This window comes from Sneathiella sp. P13V-1, assembly GCF_015143595.1.
GTDB lineage: Bacteria > Pseudomonadota > Alphaproteobacteria > Sneathiellales > Sneathiellaceae > Sneathiella.
This window is the reverse complement of sequence record NZ_WYEU01000002.1, coordinates 1155814-1176825: the sequence shown is the minus strand read 5'-3', so window position 1 is coordinate 1176825 and position 21012 is coordinate 1155814. Positions and strand designations below refer to the sequence as shown.

Below are 21012 nucleotides of genomic sequence, written 5' to 3'. Positions count from 1 at the left end.
ATGAGTATTAACCCCGAACATATGAGAATGGTGGAAGCATTGCTGTTTGCCGCAAAGGAACCTCTGGACATTCAATCCATCGCCGCGAGAGTTCCTGAAGATGCGGAACTTCCTGAAATATTGGAGCAAATTCAGAAAACATATCAGCATAAAGGGTTTAATCTGACCCAAGTGGCAGGGAAATGGCTATTTATGACAGCGCCGGATTTATCCTGGCTGCTGCAGGAGGAGAAAGAAACCAGCCGCAAACTTAGCCGAGCGGCGTTGGAGACCCTTGCGATTGTTGCCTATCACCAACCCATAACAAGAACCGAGATTGAAGAGATCAGGGGCGTAGGCCTAAGCCGAGGGGTGATGGACGTCTTGTTTGAAGCTGGCTGGATCCGTCCGCGGGGGCGGCGTAGAACACCAGGCAAGCCGGTCACCTACGGAACAACAGAAGAGTTCTTGATCCACTTTGGCCTTGATGATGTGCGTGATTTGCCTGGTTTTGATGAGATGAAGGCAAGTGGGCTTCTAAATACTGAACCTACAGGTTTGTTTGATACTTTCGAAGAAGATGCAGCGACACCATTGGATGTTGAAGAAAACGAAGATTAATAGTTCACGTATGAATCTGCGTCATTTTCGCCCATGCGAGTGATTATTATTTACATCTTTGCTTGACCGCCTTATTTCAGGGAAAGAAGTAAATTACCAGTGGGTCACTTAATTGGCAGTCACCGAAAATATTGAAGTTAGCAAAAGCTGGATTGATATCCGGAGACAAAGTGGTGGCTGGGCGACTGCAATAGGCGCACTTATCGTCGCGGCTTGTGTCGCCACACCTATTTTGGTGGTTGCTGGTTTCATGTTTATTCCCGCGACGGAAATCTGGTCCCATCTAATAGATACTGTTCTGTGGCGATATTTTTCCAATACAGCTTTTATGATGGTCGCTGTCTCTTTCTTGGTACTGTCCATCGGTGTTGGGGCTGCATGGTTCGTCACCATGTATGAATTTCCGGGCAGAAAAATATTCACGTGGGCGCTTTTCCTACCCCTTGCCATGCCGGCTTACATCATTGCCTATACCTATACAGGAATGTTTGATTTCGCCGGGCCGGTGCAAACTTTTTTGCGGGAAACCTTTGATTGGGGACGGCAGGATTATTGGTTCCCACAAGTGAGATCGGTGGGCGGTGCGGCACTTATGTTCGGATTGGTTTTATATCCTTACGTTTACATGGTCTCTCGCGCTGCATTTTTGGAACAATCAGTGGCTGCTTTGGAAGTAGGCCGTACATTGGGGCGGAGCCCGTTTAGGGTGTTTATTGAGATCGCCCTGCCGCTTGCACGTCCAGCCATCGTGACAGGCCTCGCCTTAGCATTAATGGAAACGCTAGCGGATTTCGGCACTGTTCAGTATTTTGCAGTGGATACTTTTACTACGGGCATTTATCGAACTTGGTTAGGCCTCGGGGAGCCTGCTGCTGCAGCTCAGTTGGCAGGTGTCCTGATGGCATTTGTGTTTTTTCTGGTAATGCTGGAACGCCGATATCGCGGTAAGAAAAAATTCTATCATACAGGAAGCCGATATCAGGAAATCAGGCGCGTTAAACTGCCTCCGTTAAAAAGCCTCGCAGTTTTTGTTGGGTGTTTTTTGCCGGTATTTTTCGGGTTTTTGTTGCCTGTCATGTGGCTTCTCAGCAAAAGCTTTTTGTACCCCGAAACAGTTCTCAACTCTGAATTTCCGGCTTTACTTACAAGCAGTCTGAGTGTGGCTGTTGCGGCAAGTTTCATTGCGTTGGTGGTCGCGATATTCCTAGTTTTTGCACAGCGCCAAGCGGCCAGTGCAGTAGTTTCAAAAATTCGCTATTTCTGTATTCGTACCGCTGCGATGGGGTATGCGATACCGGGGCCAGTACTGGCGGTTGGTATTCTGATTCCGTTTGGATTTATCGATAACAGTGTCGATCATTTCATGCGAGAAAGTTTCGGCGTTTCAACCGGGCTCATTTTGAGCGGTACAATGGTGGCGTTGATTTTTGCATATGTCGTTAGGTTCTTAGCTATTTCGTTGAACACCGTTGAAGCGAGCGCAGAAAAAATTACGCCAAATATGGAGCGGGCTGCGCAGACAATGGGTGTAACTGGCCTGAAAGCCCTGTTCAGAGTGCATATACCCATTATGTCAGGAAGTGTCTTAACCGCATTGCTTCTTGTTTTTGTGGACGTGCTGAAAGAATTACCGGCAACCCTCATCATGCGACCCTTTGGGTTTGAAACATTGGCGGTACGTGCTTATGAACTTGCCTCTGATGAAAGACTTGCGGAGGCTGCGGGTCCATCCATCTCTATTGTTTTGGCTGGTATTATTCCCGTAATTATATTAAGCCGGGCCATTAGCCGCTCACGGCCGGGTTCAAAATAATTCAATGGTGATGATGAACACGCTCCAACTAACCAATATCCTGCATCGAAATAGCGAGGATTTTGTCGTCAAAATCGACAGGCTGGATCTGGCATCCGGTGATATCGTGTGTTTGTTGGGGCCATCGGGCTGCGGAAAATCTACAACACTTCGTCTTGCCGCAGGGCTTGAAATGCCAGACGCTGGCCAGATTAAGATCGGCGACAGACAAGTCGCAGGCGGCAGTTCATTTGTACCGGCAGAAGACAGGAATGTAGGCCTCGTATTTCAGGATTATGCACTTTTTCCGCATTTGAATGTTCTGGATAATGTGATGTTTGGGCTCAGGTCTGGTGATCGGACAGAGAAAGAAAATGCAGCGGTTGCGATCCTGAGACAATTGGGTCTTGCCGATTATGTCGCGAAATTCCCCCATGAACTTTCAGGCGGTGAGCAGCAGCGCGTTGCCCTGGCCCGAGCCATGGCACCCAATCCAAGTGTTATTCTTATGGACGAGCCTTTTTCAGGCCTGGATACAGTGCTTCGCAATCATGTTAGGGATGAGACCCTTCGGATATTGAAAAGCCAAAACACGACAACTCTTTTGGTGACCCATGATCCGGAAGAAGCCATGCGCATGGCAGACCAAATTATCCTGATGAAGGATGGTGAAGTTGTCCAGCAGGGAACGCCCGCAGAACTGTATAGCCAGCCCAAAAATGAATTCGTGGCCTCGTTCCTAGGTGACGTGAACAAAGTGCCTGCAAAAGTGGAAGAGGGGATCTTGGTGTCCGAACTTGGACAAATAGCCTGGCCAGATACCCATAATCTTCAGGCAACTGCCGATATTCTGGTGCGCCCTGAAGCTATTCGTCTGTCTCCTTTCAAAGATGAGGGGGAAAGTTTTGGTATGGTGGAAACAACTCGGAATCTCGGGCCATTTTCCATTATTGATTTGCGGATGCCGTCCGGCGCGTTAGTGACCGCACGAGCTGCAAGTATTCTAACCCCGGAAGTGGGTGAGAAATGCGCTATTTCCCTTGATCGAAAACAGATTTTCCTGTTTTGATCTTTTTCTGCGTCAATATATCCAACTAATAAAAAAAATAACTGTCGTATCTTCGGTAATTCATGGTTATATAAGTCCATGGGAGTCGCATGCGCTCAAATACGGGCTGGGAGCCGGGGCGCTGCGGAGATTTTAGTTTTTCGATGTCTCTTATATTGAGACCAGGAGTGTTATCATGAGTATTGGTCCTTGGCAGATCGTCTTGATCCTTGTCATTGTGCTCATTATTTTCGGCGCAGGTAAATTGCCACGGGTTGCAGGTGACCTGGCAAAAGGTATCAAGAACTTCAAAAAAGGTATGAATGACGAAGATACCGCCGCTGCTGAAGAGAAAAAGGAAATCAGCTCAGATGCGTCTGCCAAAGAAACGGCCGACGATAAGGATAAAGCAGCCCAGAGCTAATCGGGCTGCTATATCGTTTAGTTCCATTTTATGAAGTTAATGGTGAGCCATGTTTGATATTGGCTGGTCAGAGATGGTGTTCGTGGCCATCATTGCCGTTCTGGTGATTGGCCCAAAAGATCTTCCTCGTGCAATCGCGACTGTCGGCAAATATGTGCGAAAGTTGCGCGGTATGGCACGGGAATTTCAGTCAGGCATTGATGACATCGCTCGCGAAGCCGATCTGGATGATCTGAAAAAGACCATCAAAGGTGAAGATTTTGATATCAAAAAACAGGTTGAAGACGCGGTTGATCCAACCGGCGACTTTGGCGTTGTGTTTGATGGTGAGAAAAAGAAAACCTCTACAGATCAGGTGGAAAATGCAGAAACTTCAGGAACTTCTTCCTCCGGCGAGACCGGTTCATCTGAGACAAAAGTTCCATCCTGATGCATTCTGACAGTGAAATTGATGACAGCAAGGCTCCTTTGATGGAGCATATTATCGAGTTTCGAAACCGCTTGGTTTACTCGGTTGTTACGCTACTCGTCGCCTTCATTCTTTGTTATCTCATTTCAGCAGAGCTTTTCGCGTTCCTAGTCAGGCCATTGGAACAGGCTTTTGGTGATGATGTAGAAGGGCGCCGCATGATCTTTACGGGTCTGCACGAAGCCTTCTTTACCTATATCAAGATTGCGTTTTTTGTAGCGCTATTTGTTTCCTTCCCGTTGATAGCAACCCAGATCTGGGCATTTGTCGCGCCGGGGCTTTACAAGCATGAAAAGAAAGCGTTCCTGCCATTTTTGGTGATGACACCTATTCTGTTTTTCCTTGGCGGTGCTTTGGCTTATGAGTTGGTAATGCCACTTGCTTGGAAGTTTTTGCTCAGCTTTGAAAGCAATGGGGAAGCATCTCTTTATTCGCAGGCTTTCAGCTCTCTGGTGGCTCAATGGCCTGCAATGGAAAATTATCTGCCAGCGCCTTCAGCTGAAGTGGCACTGCCTATTCAGGCGGAGACAAGGGTAGGGGAATATCTAAGTCTTTCCATGAAGCTGATCTTTGCCTTTGGTCTCTGTTTCCAGTTGCCTGTGCTACTCACTTTGCTTGGGCGTGTTGGGCTTGTGACCTCTGCCGGTTTGAAGGCCAAATTTAAATATGCCGTGGTGTTTGCCTTTATCGCGGCGGCCATTTTGACCCCACCTGATCCGTTGTCGCAGATCACGTTGGCGATCCCAATTATCATTCTCTACGGACTGTCGATCTTAAGCGTGAAGGTGGTCGAGAAGAAACGGGCCGAGCGCCAGGCAGAACTCGACGCGGAAGATGATGACTAAACGGGCTTTTAAGCAACAAAATACCGTTTGATCACCAATTACTTCTCCTCAATTCACAGGACCACTGGACGCCAGTGGTCCTGGTGCTTATACATCAACCACCAACCTCTTTAATCCTGATGGATATTGGAAAATGTTAGATTTACGATGGATCCGCGAAAACCCCGAAGACTTCGATAAGGCGCTTGCGCGCCGCGGTGTGGAACCTTTGTCTTCATCCCTGCTGGAACTGGATGAAAAGAAACGCGAAAATCAGACAGAATTGCAAACGGCACAAGCCCGCAGAAATGAAGCCGCCAAAGCCATTGGTAAAGCAAAATCTTCTGGCGAGGATGCAGAACCGCTGATTAAGGAAGTCGCAGATCTTAAGGGTGCCGTTCAGAAGATGGAAGCGCTCGATCGGGAGCTGGCGGAGAAACTGGATCAGGAACTTGCCTCCATTCCTAACATCTTGAAAGATGAAGTGCCTGATGGTGCTGACGAAGAAGATAATGTTGAGGTTCGTAAAGTTGGAACACCTAAGTCCTTTGATTTCAAGCCGAAAGAGCATTATGAGCTTGGCAATGATCTAGGCCTTATGGATTTTGAGCGTGCAGCCAAACTATCCGGTAGCCGCTTTGTCGTAAACCGCGGTCAGTTGGCCCGTCTTGAGCGCGCATTGGCTGCTTTCATGGTGGATCTGCATACTACGGAAAATGGGTATCAGGAAGTCTCACCTCCGGTGATTGTTCGTGATACGGCGTTATTTGGTACCAGCCAGCTTCCGAAATTCTCTGAAGATCTCTATCAGTTGGATACAGGAAGTTACCTGATCCCAACAGCAGAAGTGCCGCTTACTAATCTTGTGGCAGATAGCATTCTGACGGAAGCAGAATTGCCGCTTCGTTTTACTGCGCACACTCTTTGCTTCCGCTCTGAGGCGGGCTCTGCAGGTAAAGATACTGCTGGTATGTTACGTCAACATCAGTTTGCCAAAGTCGAGATGGTCTCTATCACGACACCAGAGACTTCAGATGATGAGCTGGAGCGTATGGTCGGTTGCGCCGAAGAAGTTCTGAAACGTCTTGAGCTTCCATACCGTGTTGTCACCCTATGCAGCGGTGATACAGGTTTTGGCGCCCGCAAAACTTACGACATCGAAGTATGGCTTCCGGGTCAGGACAAGTATCGCGAAATTTCAAGCTGTTCCACCTGTGGTGATTTTCAGGCCCGCCGCATGAAAGCGCGTTACCGTCCGGAAGAAGGCAAAGGAAACAAATTCGTCCATACATTGAACGGATCTGGGCTTGCTGTAGGGCGAACCATGATTGCTGTTCTTGAAAATTATCAACAGGAAGACGGATCTATCGTTATTCCTGAGGCATTGCGTCCATATATGGGCGGTTTGGAAGAAATTAGTAAATAAAAACAAAAAGATAGGATTAGTGAATTGAGAATTCTGCTTAGTAATGATGACGGGTATGACGCTCCGGGTATGCAGGTCCTTCGCAACATTGCTGCGAAATTGTCTGACGATGTGATTGTTGTTGCTCCGGCGAAAGAGCAAAGTGGGGCATCGCGCTCTCTTACACTGCATGACCCGATCAGAATACAGAAATTCTCTGATACTGAATATGCTGTTGAAGGAACGCCAACTGACTGTGTTATGATGGCGCTCAACAATTTGTTTAAAGATAATCCGCCGGATCTAATCCTGTCTGGCGTAAACCGTGGTGCCAATCTGGGTGAAGATGTTCTTTATTCCGGAACTGTTGCCGCTGCCAGTGAAGGCACTTTGCTTGGGGTAAAATCCATCGCTATCAGTCAGTGCATTTTGGATGCTGAACAGATCTATTGGGAAACAACCGAGAAACTGGCGCCAGAAATTATTAAAAAGCTTCTCGAAAAAGATTGGGGTGCAGGCACCTTGATCAACATTAACTTCCCGCCCGTACCGGTCGAGGAAGTGAGGGGAACAGAAGTTACTGTTCAAGGACAACGTGACCTTTCCAATCTATTGATTGATTCACGTGTGGATGCGCGGGGGCGTGATTACTATTGGTTGGGATATCGCCCTTCACTGGGTGAGCCTGGGGAGGGATCAGACCTTCATGCGGTCAGTGTTGGTAAAGTGGCCATTACCCCCCTTAACCTGAACTTGACTGATAAAGGTCTTATGGGCGATCTGAATGAGGCGCTAAGCTAAGGCGATTGCGGTGTGAACGATTACTCGGCACAAAAAATAAAACTGATTATGGAGCTTCGGCGCCTGGGAATTACTGATACGGAAGTTCTTTCGGCACTGGAGCGTGTGCCTCGTGAGGCTTTTATACCGCGCCCTTTCAGGGAACATGCTTACGAAAATTCGGCATTGCCAATTAATAATGGGCAAACAATTAGCCAGCCTTACATCGTCGCTTATATGACTCAAATGCTGGAACCTAACCAGCGTCATAAAGTGCTGGAGGTGGGGACCGGTTCAGGCTATCAGGCGGCGGTCCTCTCCAAATTATTCCGCCGGGTATATTCGATTGAACGTTACCGATCTCTTCATCTTGAAGCCATGCAACTCTTTGAAAAACTTAAGATAACCAATATCACCTCCAAGCTGGGGGATGGTTACAAAGGGTGGGAAGAACAGGCACCGTTTAAACACATAATTGTCACAGCAGCCGCTGAAGATGTGCCTGGTGCGCTCGTTGATCAGCTAGATGATAATGGCATCATGATAATTCCTGTTGGCCCTGAGTCGGGGGATCAGACAATCCTCAAAATCACAAAGGATCATCACGGTATGATGGCGGAGGAAGAACTTATTCCTGTTAGATTCGTGCCACTACTTCAAGGGCTTGCAGTAGAGTCTTGAGTCTTTGCTGAAACGATTATCCTTGCGATTCTCCTGTTTTTTGGTATAAGATTCCGATTATGAAAGCGGTATTGATACAATTTGGTCGGCCCGTCTTGATGGCTAGTGCTCTGTCACTGGGCCTTTCAGGCTGCATGTATGATCGCTATCTCAATCAATCTCAAAGCGCTAAACCGGTTGTAGTGAATACGGCCTCACCTAAGACAGATAACACTCTTCGCACAGCGTCTCTTCCTATGGAGAGCGGTTATTACAAGAAGCTGTCATATACTCATGTAACTGTGAGGCGGGGGGACAGTATGTCCCTTATCGCGGGTCGTCACGGCATTCCTGTTGAAGCAGTACTGTCACTTAACTCTTCTATTTCCCCAAATCGGATTTACCCGGGCCAGCAAATCAAAGTTCCTGTTTTCCGTCAGCATAAGGTGAAATCAGGGGAGACACTGTATGCAATTTCTCGCCTGTATGATGTGGAAGTGAACGAGGTTTTGCATTTCAATCAGATCGCTTCACTTAATTCACTGCAACCCGGTACTGCCTTGCGTATCCCGTCGGATATCGATCAAGGTACAACAAGGGTTGCGTCCATTGGGAATAGCGGGTGGGTTGTTCCCAAAGCTCAAGAAGAACCAAAAATATCTTCTACCCCTCAGGGTAAAACAGATTGGGCGTCAAAAGCTGGTGTCGCCAAAAGTGAGTTGGCAGCACCTCCAGTAGTTGCACCCGCACCGGCTCCTAAACCAATCGTCAGGGCGGTTGAGCCACCTGCACCTTCCCCGAAAGAAACCGTTGTTGCCTCTTTACCAAAAGAAACACCAATAGTGTTGGGTGGGGACGCAATTCCAACCGCAGAGTTGCCGCCGCTGCCGAGAAACAAATACAGTATCAAACATCCCCCTGCGCGGGCTGGTAAGATTTTCGGATGGCCTGCGCAAGGGCCCTTGCTGTCGTCATTTGGTAAAAAAGACAGCGGACTGCAGAATGACGGTATTAATATTAAACTGAATCCTGGCACACCAATTCATGCCGCTGAAAACGGAATTGTTTCCTATGTTGGGAATGAAATGCGTTCTTTTGGCAACTTGGTTTTGATTTCACACGCTGATGGATATGTGACCACATATGGCCATTTGGGGGAGGCGTGGGTCAAAAAAGGCGATCAGGTCTTAAAAGGAGATGTGATCGGCGTGGCGGGTGCTACTGGCGATGTGGATCGTGCGCAGCTTCACTTTGAAATCAGAAAAAATGGTCGCGCCAAAAACCCCACCCTGCATTTGGCGCAACGCTAATTCTCTAAAGATTATTTGATGTGTGTTTCAGTGCGCCCTGCGAGCTCCTGAACGAACTGCCACGCCACACGGCCTGAACGAGAGCCGCGTGTCCGTGTCCATTCAATAGCATCACGTTTGAGCTCTTCCTCTTCAATGGGGATGCTGAAATGGGCGACATAGCCACGAATCATATCCAGATATTCATCTTGAGAACAGCTATGGAAGCCCAGCCAAAGCCCGAAACGATCGGAGAGAGAGACTTTTTCTTCTATGGCCTCTGACGGCATAACAGCGGTTGACCGCTCATTTTCAATCATATCGCGGCGCATAAGATGACGTCTGTTTGATGTTGCATAGAATATAACATTATCAGGTCTGCCTTCCAGACCGCCATCCAGAACAGTCTTCAGGGACTTATATGTGTCGTCATCGCCATCAAAAGACAGGTCATCACAATAAAGAATAAACCGTCGATCGCTCACCTGAAGGATACGTAGCAGGTCGGGGAGGGAGGGAATGTCCTCTCTATGAATTTCAACAAGCACCAAGCTGTCGCCAAGTTCTGCGTTGATAAGCGCATGTGCCGCCTTCACCAGGGAGCTTTTCCCCATACCGCGCGCGCCCCACAAAAGGGCGTTATTCGCAGGAAAACCCTTGGCAAACCGCATGGTGTTATCTATCAGAATATCTTTGACCTGATCGATACCCTTGAGCATTCCCATGTCGACGTGATTGACTTTTGGAATGTCGCGAAGTGAATTTTCCTCTGCATGCCAAACGAAGGCTGTTCCGGTAGAAAGGTCAATATCATGCTGATCTTCCGGGGCGATACGATCCAGTGTATCTGCAATGCGTGTTAGCTGGGCAAGAATTTCTTTTTTTGTACTCATGAGACCTGATTGAAAAGTAAGAATTGAATCCCAATCTATCTGGCTTGAGGAAAATGCCCAACATAAAATTCCGGATGTTTTTACATTGAATTTGAAGTTGGCGTACGGGCTGTTCTGATTGGCACTTGCATTGACAGACAGGTCAACTATAAAAGTTCTTCATGATTTTTGCGGGGGCTATCATGACAGGAAATCCCCGCCATACAGCTTGATTTATCAGGCATAAGTTTAAGGGTTTATTTGATGAACGAACAATTTGCGCAATTCGTGCCGCTGATCCTGATCGGTGTGGTTTTTTACTTCCTGCTAATCCGTCCGCAACAGAAACGTGTTAAGGACCATAAGGCGATGATTGAAGCCGTACGCCGTGGCGACAGCGTTGTTACCGCAGGCGGTATCGCCGGTAAAGTGATCAAAGTTCGCGATGATAACATGGTTCAGGTGGAAATTGCCCCTGATGTGCGTGTTGATGTTGTTAAATCTACGCTTTCTGATGTTCGCAGTAAAAGCGAGCCAGCAGACGGCGTGGCTGACAACAAAGAAAAAGAGTCCGGCGGTTTCCTCGGAAAATTCAAGAAATAAGTTACAGGCTTTTAGATGATTAGCTTCCCGAAATGGAAGAGCGCACTGGTAATTCTGGTGTGCCTATTGGGGGTGGTTTACACCATCCCCAATTTTGTGGACCAGAAATCGATGGAAGGGCTGCCTGACTGGGCACCCAAAGATCAGATTACCCTTGGGCTCGACCTGCAGGGGGGCTCTCACCTGTTGATGCAGGTTGAAACGGAAAGTGTGAAGGAAAAAATGAGTGAAAGCCTCATTGATTCCGTTCGTTCCAACCTCAGAAGCGGTAACGACCGTATTGGTTATCGTAATCTGAAAGCAACAAATGGTGTTGTGAGTTTAACGCTTAGAAATATCGCTGACCGTGAAATTGCGCGTGAAAAACTTGCGTCTATTTCGTCAATTACTCCAACAGGCCAACGGAGCCATCTTATCGAAACATTTGATGATGGCCGGATCACAATTACACCTAGTGAGCAAACGGTCGCGGATCGTATCAGTTCGGTGGTGGATCAGACGATTGAAATTCTGAATAACCGAGTGAATGAGATTGGTCTCACCGAGCCTACCATTCAGAGGCAGGGCAAGGATCGGATCCTGATCCAGATTCCAGGCCTTGGTGATCCTCAGCGTGTAATCGATCTGATCGGTAAAACCGCGCAGATGACTTTCCATCTTGTCAATAACTCGGTTGATCCTTTTAAAGGAAACGCGCCTGCGGGAACGAAGATTTTACCACCCCATACCGAAGGAGAGCGCCCTGTTGCGGTTCGAAACCGCGTGATGGTTTCTGGTGAAAATCTGGAAGATGCACAGGCGACTTTCCAGCAAGGACAGCCAGTTGTCTCTATTCGCTTTAACAGCCTCGGCGGTAAGCAGTTTGCTCGTGTAACACAGGAAAATGTAGGACGTCCTTTTGCCATTGTTCTGGACGGTAAAGTCGTTAGCGCACCACGCATTAACGAGCCGATCCTGACAGGTAGCGCAGTTATCAGCGGCGGCTTCTCTGTGCAGGAAGCGCAAGACCTGGCATTGTTGCTTCGGGCAGGTGCATTGCCTGCACCTCTTACCGTTTTGGAGCAACGCTCAGTTGGCCCGGACTTGGGTGCTGACAGTATTGCCGCTGGTGAGATCGCGGGTATCATTGGTCTGGTCGCAGTTGTGATCTTTATGATCGTGACATACGGATTGTTTGGTTTAGTTGCCAATGTAGCGCTTACCATGAATATTTTCATGATCATGTCGCTGTTATCTGTGTTGGGTGCAACTCTCACTCTTCCAGGTATTGCCGGTATTATCCTGACCATTGGTATGGCGGTAGATGCTAACGTCTTGATCTTTGAACGTATCCGTGAAGAAACGCGAAATGGTAAGACGCCATTTAACGCCATTGAATCGGGTTACAAACGTGCCTTTACCACCATTGTGGATGCGAACGTGACAACCGGTATTGCCGCTGTAATCCTGTTTGTCATGGGTACTGGGCCGATTAAGGGTTTCGCCGTCACTTTGGGGATCGGCATTGTTTGCTCCATGTTCACAGCAATTCTGCTGTCACGCATGCTTATTTCCATGTGGGCGTTGAAGACACGTCCAAAGACATTAAACGTATAAGGGGAGGCGAGGATGAAGTTCAAAATTATTCCAGAGCGTACAAACCTGCCTTTCCTGAAAAGCAGATTTATCGCATTTGGCATTTCAGCAGTTCTGATGATTTTGTCTGCGGTTATGTTCTTTGGGCCAGGTCTCAATAAGGGCATCGACTTTGAAGGCGGTATCATGCTGGAAGTTGCCTTCCCTGAATCCCCTGATCTTGGTGAAATGAGGTCATCACTTGGTGGCTTGGGGCTTGGTCAGGTTAACCTTCAGACATTTGGTGCACCAGACGATATTCTGATCCGCGTACAGCGTCAGGAAGGGGGCAGTGAAGCCCAGACTGCGGCGGTGGAGAAGGTCAAAGTGCAGCTTGAAAGCCAATATGGAAAAGAGATTTCCTATCGCCGTATTGAATTTGTAGGACCAACCGTTTCAGGTGAACTTGTTCAAACAGCTTTTGAAGCGGTATTAGTCGCGGTTCTCGCAATCCTGATCTATATCTGGCTGCGCTTCGAATGGCACTATTCCATTGGTGCGATTGCGGCCTTGGTGCACGACGTCATCCTGACGATCGGTATGTTTGCCATTACGGGTATTGAGTTTAACATTGCTTCCGTTGCGGCGATCCTGACCATTGTCGGTTATTCCATCAACGATACGGTGGTTGTGTATGACCGTATCCGCGAAAACTTCCGCCGTTACAAGAAAATGGAAGTCAAAGACCTTCTGGATCTTTCCATTAACGAGACCCTGTCCCGTACAGTGATCACTTCTGTCACCACATTGCTGGCATTGGTTTCTCTGTTTGTGTTCGGTGGTGAGGTTATCCGTGGTTTCGCAGCCGCAATGATCTTTGGTGTTGTTGTTGGTACATATTCCTCCATCTTTGTGGCGGCTCCAATTCTGCTGCAAGTTGGTCTGGACCATCACAACGAAGAAGAGGACGGGTTCAAACCATCAGATGATGATGCGTTTGAAACGAAGGCATAAGGTAACGTCATGCAGGATATTTCAGGCCTTCCCGAAGCCGGGCAACAACTGATCAATGGATATGGGGACGGTGGTTTCCGGATCAGTGGTGTTCGGCATGAAGGAAGTGTTCTGGTATTCCCAAAGGAAACTCAAGCGTGGGATCTGACATCTATTGAAGAGCTGACGCTAGATCACCTTAAGGCGGTGAAGGAGGCGGACCCTGCCGTTGAAATCCTTCTGATCGGTTGTGGCGCGAATATGGCCTTTATTGATGAAGCTATTCGCAATGATTTCCGTGCTGCGGGTATCGTCATTGACAGTATGGACAGTGGGGCGGCCATGCGAACATATAATGTCCTTCTTCTTGAAGGGCGCCGCGTTGCAGCTGCATTGATTGCCGTATAACGGTCTTTCATTCAGGTAATAAAAAAGGCGCCGAAATCGGCGCCTTTTCTTTTGATCAATTAGATCTGAAACTTAAGCGTTTGCCAGATTTTCGTTGGCAAAGTCCCAGTTGATGAGGCTTTCAAGGAAGGCACCCATGTAGTCTGGACGACGGTTCTGGAAGTCCAGGTAGTATGCGTGTTCCCAAACGTCCATTGTGATCAGTGGTGTGGCACCATCTGTCAGTGGGCATTCAGCATTTGGTGTTTTTGTCACTTTCAGCTTACCGCCGTCAAGAACCAGCCATGCCCAGCCACTACCGAACTGAGTTGCGCCGGCTGTTTTGAATTCTTCAGCGAATTTTTCGTAAGAACCGAAATCTTCGTCGATTTTTGCTGCGATCGCGCCAGTTGGTTTACCACCGCCATTTGGAGACATGGAGTTCCAATAGAATGTGTGGTTCCAAACCTGAGCTGCGTTGTTGAAGATACCCGCTTTTGAAGCATCGCCAGCTGTTTCTTTCATCAACTCTTCCAAGGATTTGCTGTCATCGCCATCCAGAAGGTTGTTGAGGTTCACAACATAAGTGTTGTGGTGTTTGCCATGGTGGAAGTTCAGAGTTTCTTCTGAGATGTGTGGAGCCAATGCGTCTTTTGCATATGGAAGATCTGGAAGTTCGTAAGCCATTTTATCCTCTTGCCTGTAATTACAGTCTCAAACCGTATATTTTTATGTATGCCTGCACCCGTGATGTTAATCACCGTGACTACAATGAGATTTATATAGCAACTTTTGTTCGCCGTTCACCCATTTTTTTAATTATTCCAAAGAAGCTTTCTGCTAAGACAGTCCTTATACTCATCTGGTGCTATTGTAGGGATAGGCAACGTGGCAACCGAAAACGACCAATCATTGCTTTCAAAAGAAGTGAAACAATATGATTATGACCGTTGGCTGACCTGCCTTTTTGCTCCTGCAGAAAAGCGAGAGCATCTATTTGCTCTGCTATCTTTCAATAGCGAGATTTCACGTATTCGCGAAACAGTCAGCGAGCCTCTACTTGGGGATATACGCCTGCAATGGTGGCGAGATGCGCTTGCCGGTATTGACACAGGGGCGGTGAAGAAACATCCAACCGTCGAAGCTTTGTATCGCCTTCACCAGGAAATACCCTTAGATCTTGCCCTGATGCAGGGGATGGTCGATATGCGGGCAAAAGACCTTGATCCTGTCCCCAACACGACAGACGGACAGTTGATCATTTATGTTGATATGACAGCCGGTGCTGTGCAGCGTCTTTTATACCGCGCATTGGTCGGTTGTGAGGATAGCAAGTCTATCGAAGCTGTTTCGCTTGCTGGCCGCGCTTATGGGCTTTTTGGAATATTACAGGCAATCCCTTTTCATGGCCGTAATGGCCTTGTATTGGTTCCAAAGCAACGGATGGCGAAATATGGGGTTACTGAAAACAGTCTGCTGACCAAAGAGCATGCCAGCAGTTTATATAACATTGTTGAGAGCATGACGGATCTCGCGGCCTCCGAGTTGTCAGACGCCAGAAGGCTTGCCAAAAGCATAGAAGGGGTGGGCAGAACAGCCCTATTACCAAACGCCTATGGGCCATTGCTCCTTGGAATGTTCAGAAAGCATGGTTTTGATCCAGAAAAGATTGCAGGGAGGCTTGGGCCAACACGTAAAGTTCTGGCCTTGTACCGATACCGTACTTTCGGATTTTAATGGATCACATATTGCCAAGGCGCCAGGATTGGCCTTGCATAAAGTTCTGAGCCAAGAAGCGATACGTTTCTTTCAGTTGGCGTTCCACTTGAGGACCTTCTTCTGGCATCAGGTTTTTCCACCCTTTGACCATCTCATCCCAAACCATAAAACGCTGGTGTAGATCATCGCGAGTACGACGAACAAATTCAACGGTTGGGTCAAAATTTTTCAGGATCGTCAGAACTTCACAAGTCTGCGCGTCAACCTCGTCAAAGGATCTGTCAAAGGCCTGTATGACAGGCGTAATGAGGGCGTGAATGCGGCTCAGATCTTCCATCATGCCTCGATCTCGACGATAAACTACCTTGAGGGTGTCAATGTTACTGTTGATTTTGCGGATCAGGTTGTAGTGATCTCTAAGTGCTTCGATGTAGGAGAGCTCGCGGATGATGTCATCGACTTTTTCGATAACATCGTCCTTGGTAATTCCAAGTTTTTTAGCAATTTCCTTGAACGCAGATTGTACTTTTTCTTTTGTTTCAGGATCTGATGCAATGGCTTCAAGTTCACCCGAATTTGTGATGATTTCTTCTGACCCTGAAAGCCAGGAAACCAATTGCATCGTAATACGTCCGCGTGCGACCATGCGGTGCACTTCTTCAATTGTCCAGGAGGCTTCTCCGGTCAAAAGTTCTGTAGGAATGCTGTCGCCAGGATGAATCTCTTTGACGAACTTAAGTGAACCCGTGATGGTGCGCAGAAGCTCGGCATCGTTGCTTTCTTCGTCGATGTTAAATTCATTACATATCGAAGAGACGGGTACGGCACCCTGAATTTCGCCCAGCTTGACATAAAGCGCGGGTTCACGCGATCCGTGGGTGAGCTTAAAATGCGCGCCAGGGACGGAGAAAATCTTGTGCTCGAACGCAAAGTGAGTGCTTGGATCTAATTTTTCTCCAGCTTCACTGCTTTTTTCTTCTGCTTCAGACATATAAGTCCTGAGGTTCTGTTCAACGATACCAAATCTACAAGGCTATTTTGCAAAAGCCCAATATGTGAATCAAGATAAACCGGATATGGTTTTCAAATGGTTACCAGATCACGTTTTGAATTAAGAATTAGGCGGAAATAGTTTCTTTCCACATCTCAAAGTCTGTAAAGGCCCGTTTTGTGTATGCCTGTTTACGTTCTTTTTTCTTAACTCGTTGTTCTAATGGTGGAAATAGTCCGAAATTAACGTTCATCGGCTGGAAGGTTTTGGCGTCTGCCCCTCCCATAATGTGACCCAGCAGCGCACCAAATGCAGTTGTTTGTGGAGGGATGGAGAAATTCTCTCCTAAAGCTTCGGCAGCCATTAACCTGCCGGCCATTAGTCCAACAGCTGTGCTTTCCACATATCCTTCAACTCCTGTGATTTGACCAGCAAACCTCAGACGTGGGAGATTTTTTAGGCGAAGCTGGTTATCCAGAACTTCGGGGCTGTTGATAAAGGTATTGCGGTGCAAACCACCGAGACGCGCAAATTCTGCCCCTTCAAGCCCAGGAATTTTCTGGAAGACACGCTTTTGGTCGGCATATTTCAGTTTTGTCTGAAAACCGACAATATTGTAGATCGTTCCAAGTTTGTTGTCCTGGCGCAATTGGACGATCGCGTGTGGTTTAACCTCCGGATCCCGCGGGTTAGTGAGGCCAACCGGCTTCATCGGGCCATAGCGTAGTGTTTCCGGGCCACGTTCTGCCATAACTTCAATGGGAAGGCAGCCGTCAAAGTAAGGAGTGTCTTTCTCCCATTCCTTAAATTCAGTTTTTTCGCCCTCAAGAAGGTCTTGAATGAACTCTTCATACTGCTCTTTTGTCATAGGGCAGTTGATATAGTCTGTGCCTTCACCTTTGTCGTAACGGGATTGAAACCAGGCGATATCAAAATTAATGCTGTCTTTGTAAATAATGGGTGCAATAGCATCAAAGAAAGACAAGGCATCCGCACCGGTGGCACTGTGGATTGCTTCGGCAAGCGGTGTTGAGGTGAGGGGACCGGTTGCAATCAGGCAATTACCCCATTCTTCTGGTGGAAGACCCGCAATTTCACCGCGCTCCACGGTAACCAATGGGTGGTTTTCCAGTTTGTTCTGAATGTAACCGGAGAATTCATGTCGATCGACAGCAAGAGCACCGCCCGCAGGCACTTTGTTAATATCTGCACTCTCCATAATGAGAGATCCAAGTTCTCTCATTTCCTTATGGAGGAGACCGACCGCATTATTTTCTGCGTCATCTGATCGGAAAGAGTTGGAGCAGACCAGTTCCGCCAATGTATTGGTGATATGGGCATCGGTTCCCTTTTCAGGACGCATTTCGTGCAAAATGACAGGGATGCCTTTTGATACCAGTTGCCATGTGGCTTCGGTGCCTGCAAGGCCACCACCAATTACGTGAACCGGAGCTGTTTTCTCAGTCATAACTTTTACCAATCAGAGGTGGCCACTAGGCCACTTTGTTTTTCCGTGTAGTTTTTGCTTTGCCTGTTTTCTTGGCAGGTTTATCGCTGCCATCTTCTACAGGGACAGCAGGGCGTCTGGAAAGGATTTCTTTCAAATAACGTCCTGTGTGGCTTGCTTCAACCTCGGCGACTTGCTCTGGTGTGCCTTCTGCCACTAAATATCCACCGGCATCGCCACCATCTGGTCCCATGTCGATAACCCAGTCAGCTGTCTTGATAACTTCCAGATTATGTTCAATGACGAGAATGCTATTTCCGGCATTAACGAGCGCTTGCAACACTTCCATCAATTTCCGGACATCTTCGAAATGAAGACCTGTGGTCGGCTCATCCAAAATATAGAGGGTACGGCCTGTCGCTTTTCTTGAAAGCTCTTTGGCGAGTTTTACACGTTGTGCTTCACCGCCTGACAAGGTCGTTGCCTGTTGGCCCACATGTATGTAGCCAAGTCCCACTTGTTGTAGCGTTTCAAACTTTTCGCGAACAACAGGAACTGCTTTAAAGAATTCAGCAGCCTCATCAACGGTCATATCCAGAACGTCGGAAATGCTTTTATCCTTAAAGGTGACTTCCAAAGTTTCGCGGTTATAGCGCTTACCTTGACAGACATCACATTGAACATAAACATCCGGCAGAAAGTGCATTTCAATTTTAATAACGCCATCACCCTTACAAGCTTCGCAGCGGCCCCCCTTTACGTTAAAAGAGAAACGACCGGATTTATATCCACGGGCTTTGGCTTCTGGAAGACCCGCGAACCACTCACGAATTGGCGTAAAGGCACCGGTATAAGTGGCAGGGTTTGAGCGTGGTGTACGGCCAATTGGACTTTGGTCAATATCAACAATTTTATCAAGCCATTCAATGCCTTCGATACGATCATGTGGCCCCGGATGGTTGCGATTTCTATTGAGTTTTTTCGCAATCGCCTTGTAGAGGGTTTCAATAATCAAAGAAGATTTACCACCGCCAGATACACCAGTAACACAAGTGAATGTGCCGAGTGGAACATTTACATTAACACGTTTGAGGTTATTGTGGCGTGCACCAACAATACGAAGCTGACGGGCGTCAATGACTTTACGGCGTTTCTCAGGAAGAGGAACTTCCATTTCTCCAGACAAATATTTGCCGGTGATACTTTCCTCGACCTTCATAATGTCTTCAGGCGTGCCTTGTGCAATCAGACGACCACCAAGTGCGCCTGCGCGCGGCCCCATGTCAATAACATGGTCTGCGATAGTCATGGCTTCTTCATCATGTTCAACCACAATCACAGTGTTGCCTTGATCTCGAAGGTTGACGAGCGTTTTCAATAGTCGCGCATTATCCCGCTGATGCAAACCAATAGAAGGTTCATCCAGAACGTAGAGAACACCTGTAAGACCTGATCCAATTTGCGAGGCAAGGCGAATACGTTGACTTTCACCACCAGATAGCGTGCCCGAGTTGCGGGACAATGTCAGATACTCAAGTCCCACATCAACCAGAAACCCCAGGCGTTCGTTAATCTCCTTTAGAACTCGCTCAGCAATTGAAAGATCTTTGGATGAAAGTGTACTCTTGAGATTATCAAACCATTTCTGTGCATCCAGAATGGATTTGGAAACCACCTCACCAATATTCAAACCATCAATCTTGATTGCAAGGGCCTCAGTTTTGAGGCGATGGCCATTACAGGTCTTACAATGGGTTTTATCTTGATACTTCTCGAGATCTTCGCGAACCCAGCTACTGTCAGTTTCGCGATAGCGACGTTCCACATTCGGAATAACACCCTCAAAAGGTTTGTTTGTTTTAAAGGTACGCATACCATCATCAAAGGTGATCTGAATTTTCTCATCACCTGTACCGTGGAGGACTTTATCTTGGTGTTCCTCCGGTATTTTTTCCCATGGTGTTGTGGTGTTAAATCCGTAGTGACGACCCAATGCTTCCAGCGTTTGCATATAATAGGGGGCCGGTGTCGCAGATTTCGACCAAGGGGCAATTGCACCCTCGCGAAGGGATAGGGTTACATCCGGAACAATAAGTTCCGCATCAAACATCATTTCTGTTCCAAGACCACCACATGCCGGACATGCACCATAAGGATTGTTGAAGGAGAAAATACGTGGTTCAATCTCTTCGATGGTAAAGCCTGATTCCGGGCAAGCGAACTTGGCAGAGAACATCTTGCGTTCCTTGCTGTCTGCATCTTCCGCAACAAACAACCCATCAGCAAGTTCAAGCGCAGTTTCAATGGAATCAGCAAGACGGCTTTGTATATCTTCTGCGATAACAACTCGGTCTACAACAACGTCGATGTGGTGTTTCAGTTTCTTGTCCAGTTCTGGAACGTCTTCGATGTCGTAGATTTCTCCATCTACCTTGACACGTTGAAAACCTTTTTTACGAAGATCCAGAAATTCTTTGCGGTATTCGCCTTTGCGTCCCCGGACAATTGGGGCCATCAAATATAGACGTTTTCCTTCACCCAACGCGATCACCTGATCCACCATCTGGCTCACTGTTTGGCTTTGAATAGGAAGCCCTGTCGCAGGGGAGTATGGAATACCGATACGTGCGTATAGCAGTCGCAAGTAATCGTATATCTCAGTAACAGTACCAACCGTAGAACGCGGATTTTTCGATGTGGTTTTCTGCTCAATGGAAATTGCCGGGCTCAGACCATCAATATGATCTACATCCGGCTTTTGCATCATCTCAAGGAATTGACGTGCATATGCAGAGAGACTTTCCACATACCGGCGTTGACCCTCAGCGTATATCGTATCAAAGGCGAGGGACGACTTACCTGATCCTGAAAGTCCGGTAATCACAACCAGCTTGTCCCGTGGGATATCCACGTTCACATTCTTCAGGTTATGTTCTCTTGCGCCGCGGATACTGATTTCTTTAAGCATGATGGATGAGCCTGGGGTTTAATGTTATTTGACGGGGAATGTAGCTTTGTTCGGCGCAAATTTCCAGTCTCTACATTAAAAAAAGTTTCTATTTTGTTCTATGCTACAAACGGGTCAATTTTGGCTGGTCAGTCTGTCCTTCACAAGGTAAAGTAGGCGAAAATTTGTTTATTCAGAAACTGAAAGC

At 47.5% G+C, this 21012-nt stretch carries 20 protein-coding genes; 15 read left to right on the top strand and 5 right to left on the bottom strand.

Annotated elements, in window-relative coordinates:
• From scpB to GUA87_RS12545, 10 genes are all read left to right on the top strand, one after another.
• Positions 1-600, top strand: coding sequence for an SMC-Scp complex subunit ScpB (scpB, locus tag GUA87_RS12590; protein ID WP_193716889.1), 600 nt, complete (start codon positions 1-3; stop codon positions 598-600).
• Between the two features lie 151 nt (positions 601-751).
• On the top strand, positions 752-2413 hold the full coding sequence (locus tag GUA87_RS12585) for an ABC transporter permease (protein WP_415774797.1): 1662 nt from the start codon (positions 752-754) through the stop codon (positions 2411-2413).
• A gap of 4 nt (positions 2414-2417) precedes the next feature.
• Complete coding sequence (locus GUA87_RS12580; RefSeq protein WP_227711853.1) at positions 2418-3461, top strand: ABC transporter ATP-binding protein; 1044 nt, start codon at positions 2418-2420, stop codon at positions 3459-3461.
• Between the two features lie 175 nt (positions 3462-3636).
• Positions 3637-3864: a twin-arginine translocase TatA/TatE family subunit gene (tatA, locus tag GUA87_RS12575; protein ID WP_193716888.1), complete on the top strand. Its 228-nt coding sequence runs from the start codon at positions 3637-3639 to the stop codon at positions 3862-3864.
• Positions 3865-3913: 49 nt separating this feature from the next.
• A complete protein-coding gene (tatB, locus tag GUA87_RS12570; RefSeq protein ID WP_193716887.1) occupies positions 3914-4294 on the top strand; it encodes a Sec-independent protein translocase protein TatB in 381 nt (126 codons plus the stop codon).
• Positions 4294-5178: a twin-arginine translocase subunit TatC gene (gene tatC / locus GUA87_RS12565; protein WP_193716886.1), complete on the top strand. Its 885-nt coding sequence runs from the start codon at positions 4294-4296 to the stop codon at positions 5176-5178. Before tatB ends, tatC begins: the two co-directional genes overlap by 1 nt.
• A 133-nt stretch (positions 5179-5311) precedes the next feature.
• The gene (serS, locus tag GUA87_RS12560) at positions 5312-6583 is read left to right on the top strand and encodes a serine--tRNA ligase (protein ID WP_193716885.1); all 1272 of its coding nucleotides are present in this window, start codon (positions 5312-5314) and stop codon (positions 6581-6583) included.
• Positions 6584-6607: 24 nt separating this feature from the next.
• Entirely contained in the window at positions 6608-7363 is a 756-nt protein-coding gene (gene surE / locus GUA87_RS12555; RefSeq protein WP_193716884.1) for a 5'/3'-nucleotidase SurE, read from the top strand.
• 48 nt (positions 7364-7411) lie between these two features.
• Positions 7412-8023: a protein-L-isoaspartate(D-aspartate) O-methyltransferase gene (locus GUA87_RS12550; RefSeq protein ID WP_415774796.1), complete on the top strand. Its 612-nt coding sequence runs from the start codon at positions 7412-7414 to the stop codon at positions 8021-8023.
• A 59-nt stretch (positions 8024-8082) separates the two neighbouring features.
• Positions 8083-9312, top strand: a complete 1230-nt coding sequence (locus GUA87_RS12545; RefSeq protein ID WP_193716882.1) for a LysM peptidoglycan-binding domain-containing M23 family metallopeptidase — start codon at positions 8083-8085, stop codon at positions 9310-9312.
• A gap of 11 nt (positions 9313-9323) precedes the next feature.
• Here GUA87_RS12545 and GUA87_RS12540 read toward each other — a convergent pair whose 3' ends face one another.
• The gene (locus GUA87_RS12540) at positions 9324-10184 is read right to left on the bottom strand and encodes an ATP-binding protein (RefSeq protein ID WP_193716881.1); all 861 of its coding nucleotides are present in this window, start codon (positions 10182-10184) and stop codon (positions 9324-9326) included.
• A gap of 243 nt (positions 10185-10427) precedes the next feature.
• On the opposite strand from GUA87_RS12540, the gene yajC reads away from it, so the two are divergent.
• From yajC to GUA87_RS12520, 4 genes are read left to right on the top strand one after another with little or no spacing between them, the layout of a single operon-like run.
• Entirely contained in the window at positions 10428-10766 is a 339-nt protein-coding gene (gene yajC, locus GUA87_RS12535) for a preprotein translocase subunit YajC (protein ID WP_193716880.1), read from the top strand.
• A 15-nt stretch (positions 10767-10781) separates the two neighbouring features.
• Complete coding sequence (gene secD, locus GUA87_RS12530; RefSeq protein WP_193716879.1) at positions 10782-12362, top strand: protein translocase subunit SecD; 1581 nt, start codon at positions 10782-10784, stop codon at positions 12360-12362.
• 12 nt (positions 12363-12374) lie between these two features.
• Entirely contained in the window at positions 12375-13334 is a 960-nt protein-coding gene (secF, locus tag GUA87_RS12525) for a protein translocase subunit SecF (RefSeq protein ID WP_193716878.1), read from the top strand.
• Positions 13335-13343: 9 nt separating this feature from the next.
• Complete coding sequence (locus tag GUA87_RS12520; protein ID WP_193716877.1) at positions 13344-13721, top strand: Mth938-like domain-containing protein; 378 nt, start codon at positions 13344-13346, stop codon at positions 13719-13721.
• Positions 13722-13793: 72 nt separating this feature from the next.
• On the opposite strand, the gene GUA87_RS12515 is transcribed toward GUA87_RS12520, so the two are convergent.
• Entirely contained in the window at positions 13794-14387 is a 594-nt protein-coding gene (locus GUA87_RS12515) for a superoxide dismutase (protein ID WP_193716876.1), read from the bottom strand.
• A 201-nt stretch (positions 14388-14588) separates the two neighbouring features.
• Between GUA87_RS12515 and GUA87_RS12510 the strand changes: the two genes are divergently transcribed.
• Complete coding sequence (locus tag GUA87_RS12510) at positions 14589-15437, top strand: squalene/phytoene synthase family protein (RefSeq protein WP_193716875.1); 849 nt, start codon at positions 14589-14591, stop codon at positions 15435-15437.
• A 4-nt stretch (positions 15438-15441) separates the two neighbouring features.
• Here the strand turns inward: GUA87_RS12510 and GUA87_RS12505 are convergent, their stop codons facing one another.
• The 3 genes from GUA87_RS12505 to uvrA all read right to left on the bottom strand — a co-directional run bounded on the left by GUA87_RS12505 (position 15442) and on the right by uvrA (position 20825).
• Positions 15442-16410, bottom strand: a complete 969-nt coding sequence (locus GUA87_RS12505; RefSeq protein ID WP_193716874.1) for a hypothetical protein — start codon at positions 16408-16410, stop codon at positions 15442-15444.
• Positions 16411-16537: 127 nt separating this feature from the next.
• Complete coding sequence (trmFO, locus tag GUA87_RS12500; RefSeq protein WP_193716873.1) at positions 16538-17878, bottom strand: methylenetetrahydrofolate--tRNA-(uracil(54)-C(5))-methyltransferase (FADH(2)-oxidizing) TrmFO; 1341 nt, start codon at positions 17876-17878, stop codon at positions 16538-16540.
• 25 nt (positions 17879-17903) lie between these two features.
• Entirely contained in the window at positions 17904-20825 is a 2922-nt protein-coding gene (gene uvrA / locus GUA87_RS12495) for an excinuclease ABC subunit UvrA (protein ID WP_193716872.1), read from the bottom strand.
• Positions 20826-21012 lie beyond the last annotated feature (187 nt).

Excerpts from the sequence above, each read along its gene's own strand:
- scpB (WP_193716889.1), top strand. The coding sequence starts at position 1 with ATGAGTATTAACCCCGAACATATGAGAATGGTGGAAGCATTGCTGTTT.
- GUA87_RS12580 (WP_227711853.1), top strand. The coding sequence starts at position 2,418 with ATGGTGATGATGAACACGCTCCAACTAACCAATATCCTGCATCGAAAT.
- tatA (WP_193716888.1), top strand. The coding sequence starts at position 3,637 with ATGAGTATTGGTCCTTGGCAGATCGTCTTGATCCTTGTCATTGTGCTC.
- tatB (WP_193716887.1), top strand. The coding sequence starts at position 3,914 with ATGTTTGATATTGGCTGGTCAGAGATGGTGTTCGTGGCCATCATTGCC.
- tatC (WP_193716886.1), top strand. The coding sequence starts at position 4,294 with ATGCATTCTGACAGTGAAATTGATGACAGCAAGGCTCCTTTGATGGAG.
- serS (WP_193716885.1), top strand. The coding sequence starts at position 5,312 with ATGTTAGATTTACGATGGATCCGCGAAAACCCCGAAGACTTCGATAAG.
- GUA87_RS12550 (WP_415774796.1), top strand. The coding sequence starts at position 7,412 with ATGGAGCTTCGGCGCCTGGGAATTACTGATACGGAAGTTCTTTCGGCA.
- GUA87_RS12545 (WP_193716882.1), top strand. The coding sequence starts at position 8,083 with ATGAAAGCGGTATTGATACAATTTGGTCGGCCCGTCTTGATGGCTAGT.
- GUA87_RS12540 (WP_193716881.1), bottom strand. The coding sequence starts at position 10,184 with ATGAGTACAAAAAAAGAAATTCTTGCCCAGCTAACACGCATTGCAGAT.
- yajC (WP_193716880.1), top strand. The coding sequence starts at position 10,428 with ATGAACGAACAATTTGCGCAATTCGTGCCGCTGATCCTGATCGGTGTG.
- secD (WP_193716879.1), top strand. The coding sequence starts at position 10,782 with ATGATTAGCTTCCCGAAATGGAAGAGCGCACTGGTAATTCTGGTGTGC.
- secF (WP_193716878.1), top strand. The coding sequence starts at position 12,375 with ATGAAGTTCAAAATTATTCCAGAGCGTACAAACCTGCCTTTCCTGAAA.
- GUA87_RS12520 (WP_193716877.1), top strand. The coding sequence starts at position 13,344 with ATGCAGGATATTTCAGGCCTTCCCGAAGCCGGGCAACAACTGATCAAT.
- GUA87_RS12515 (WP_193716876.1), bottom strand. The coding sequence starts at position 14,387 with ATGGCTTACGAACTTCCAGATCTTCCATATGCAAAAGACGCATTGGCT.
- GUA87_RS12505 (WP_193716874.1), bottom strand. The coding sequence starts at position 16,410 with ATGTCTGAAGCAGAAGAAAAAAGCAGTGAAGCTGGAGAAAAATTAGAT.
- trmFO (WP_193716873.1), bottom strand. The coding sequence starts at position 17,878 with ATGACTGAGAAAACAGCTCCGGTTCACGTAATTGGTGGTGGCCTTGCA.
- uvrA (WP_193716872.1), bottom strand. The coding sequence starts at position 20,825 with ATGCTTAAAGAAATCAGTATCCGCGGCGCAAGAGAACATAACCTGAAG.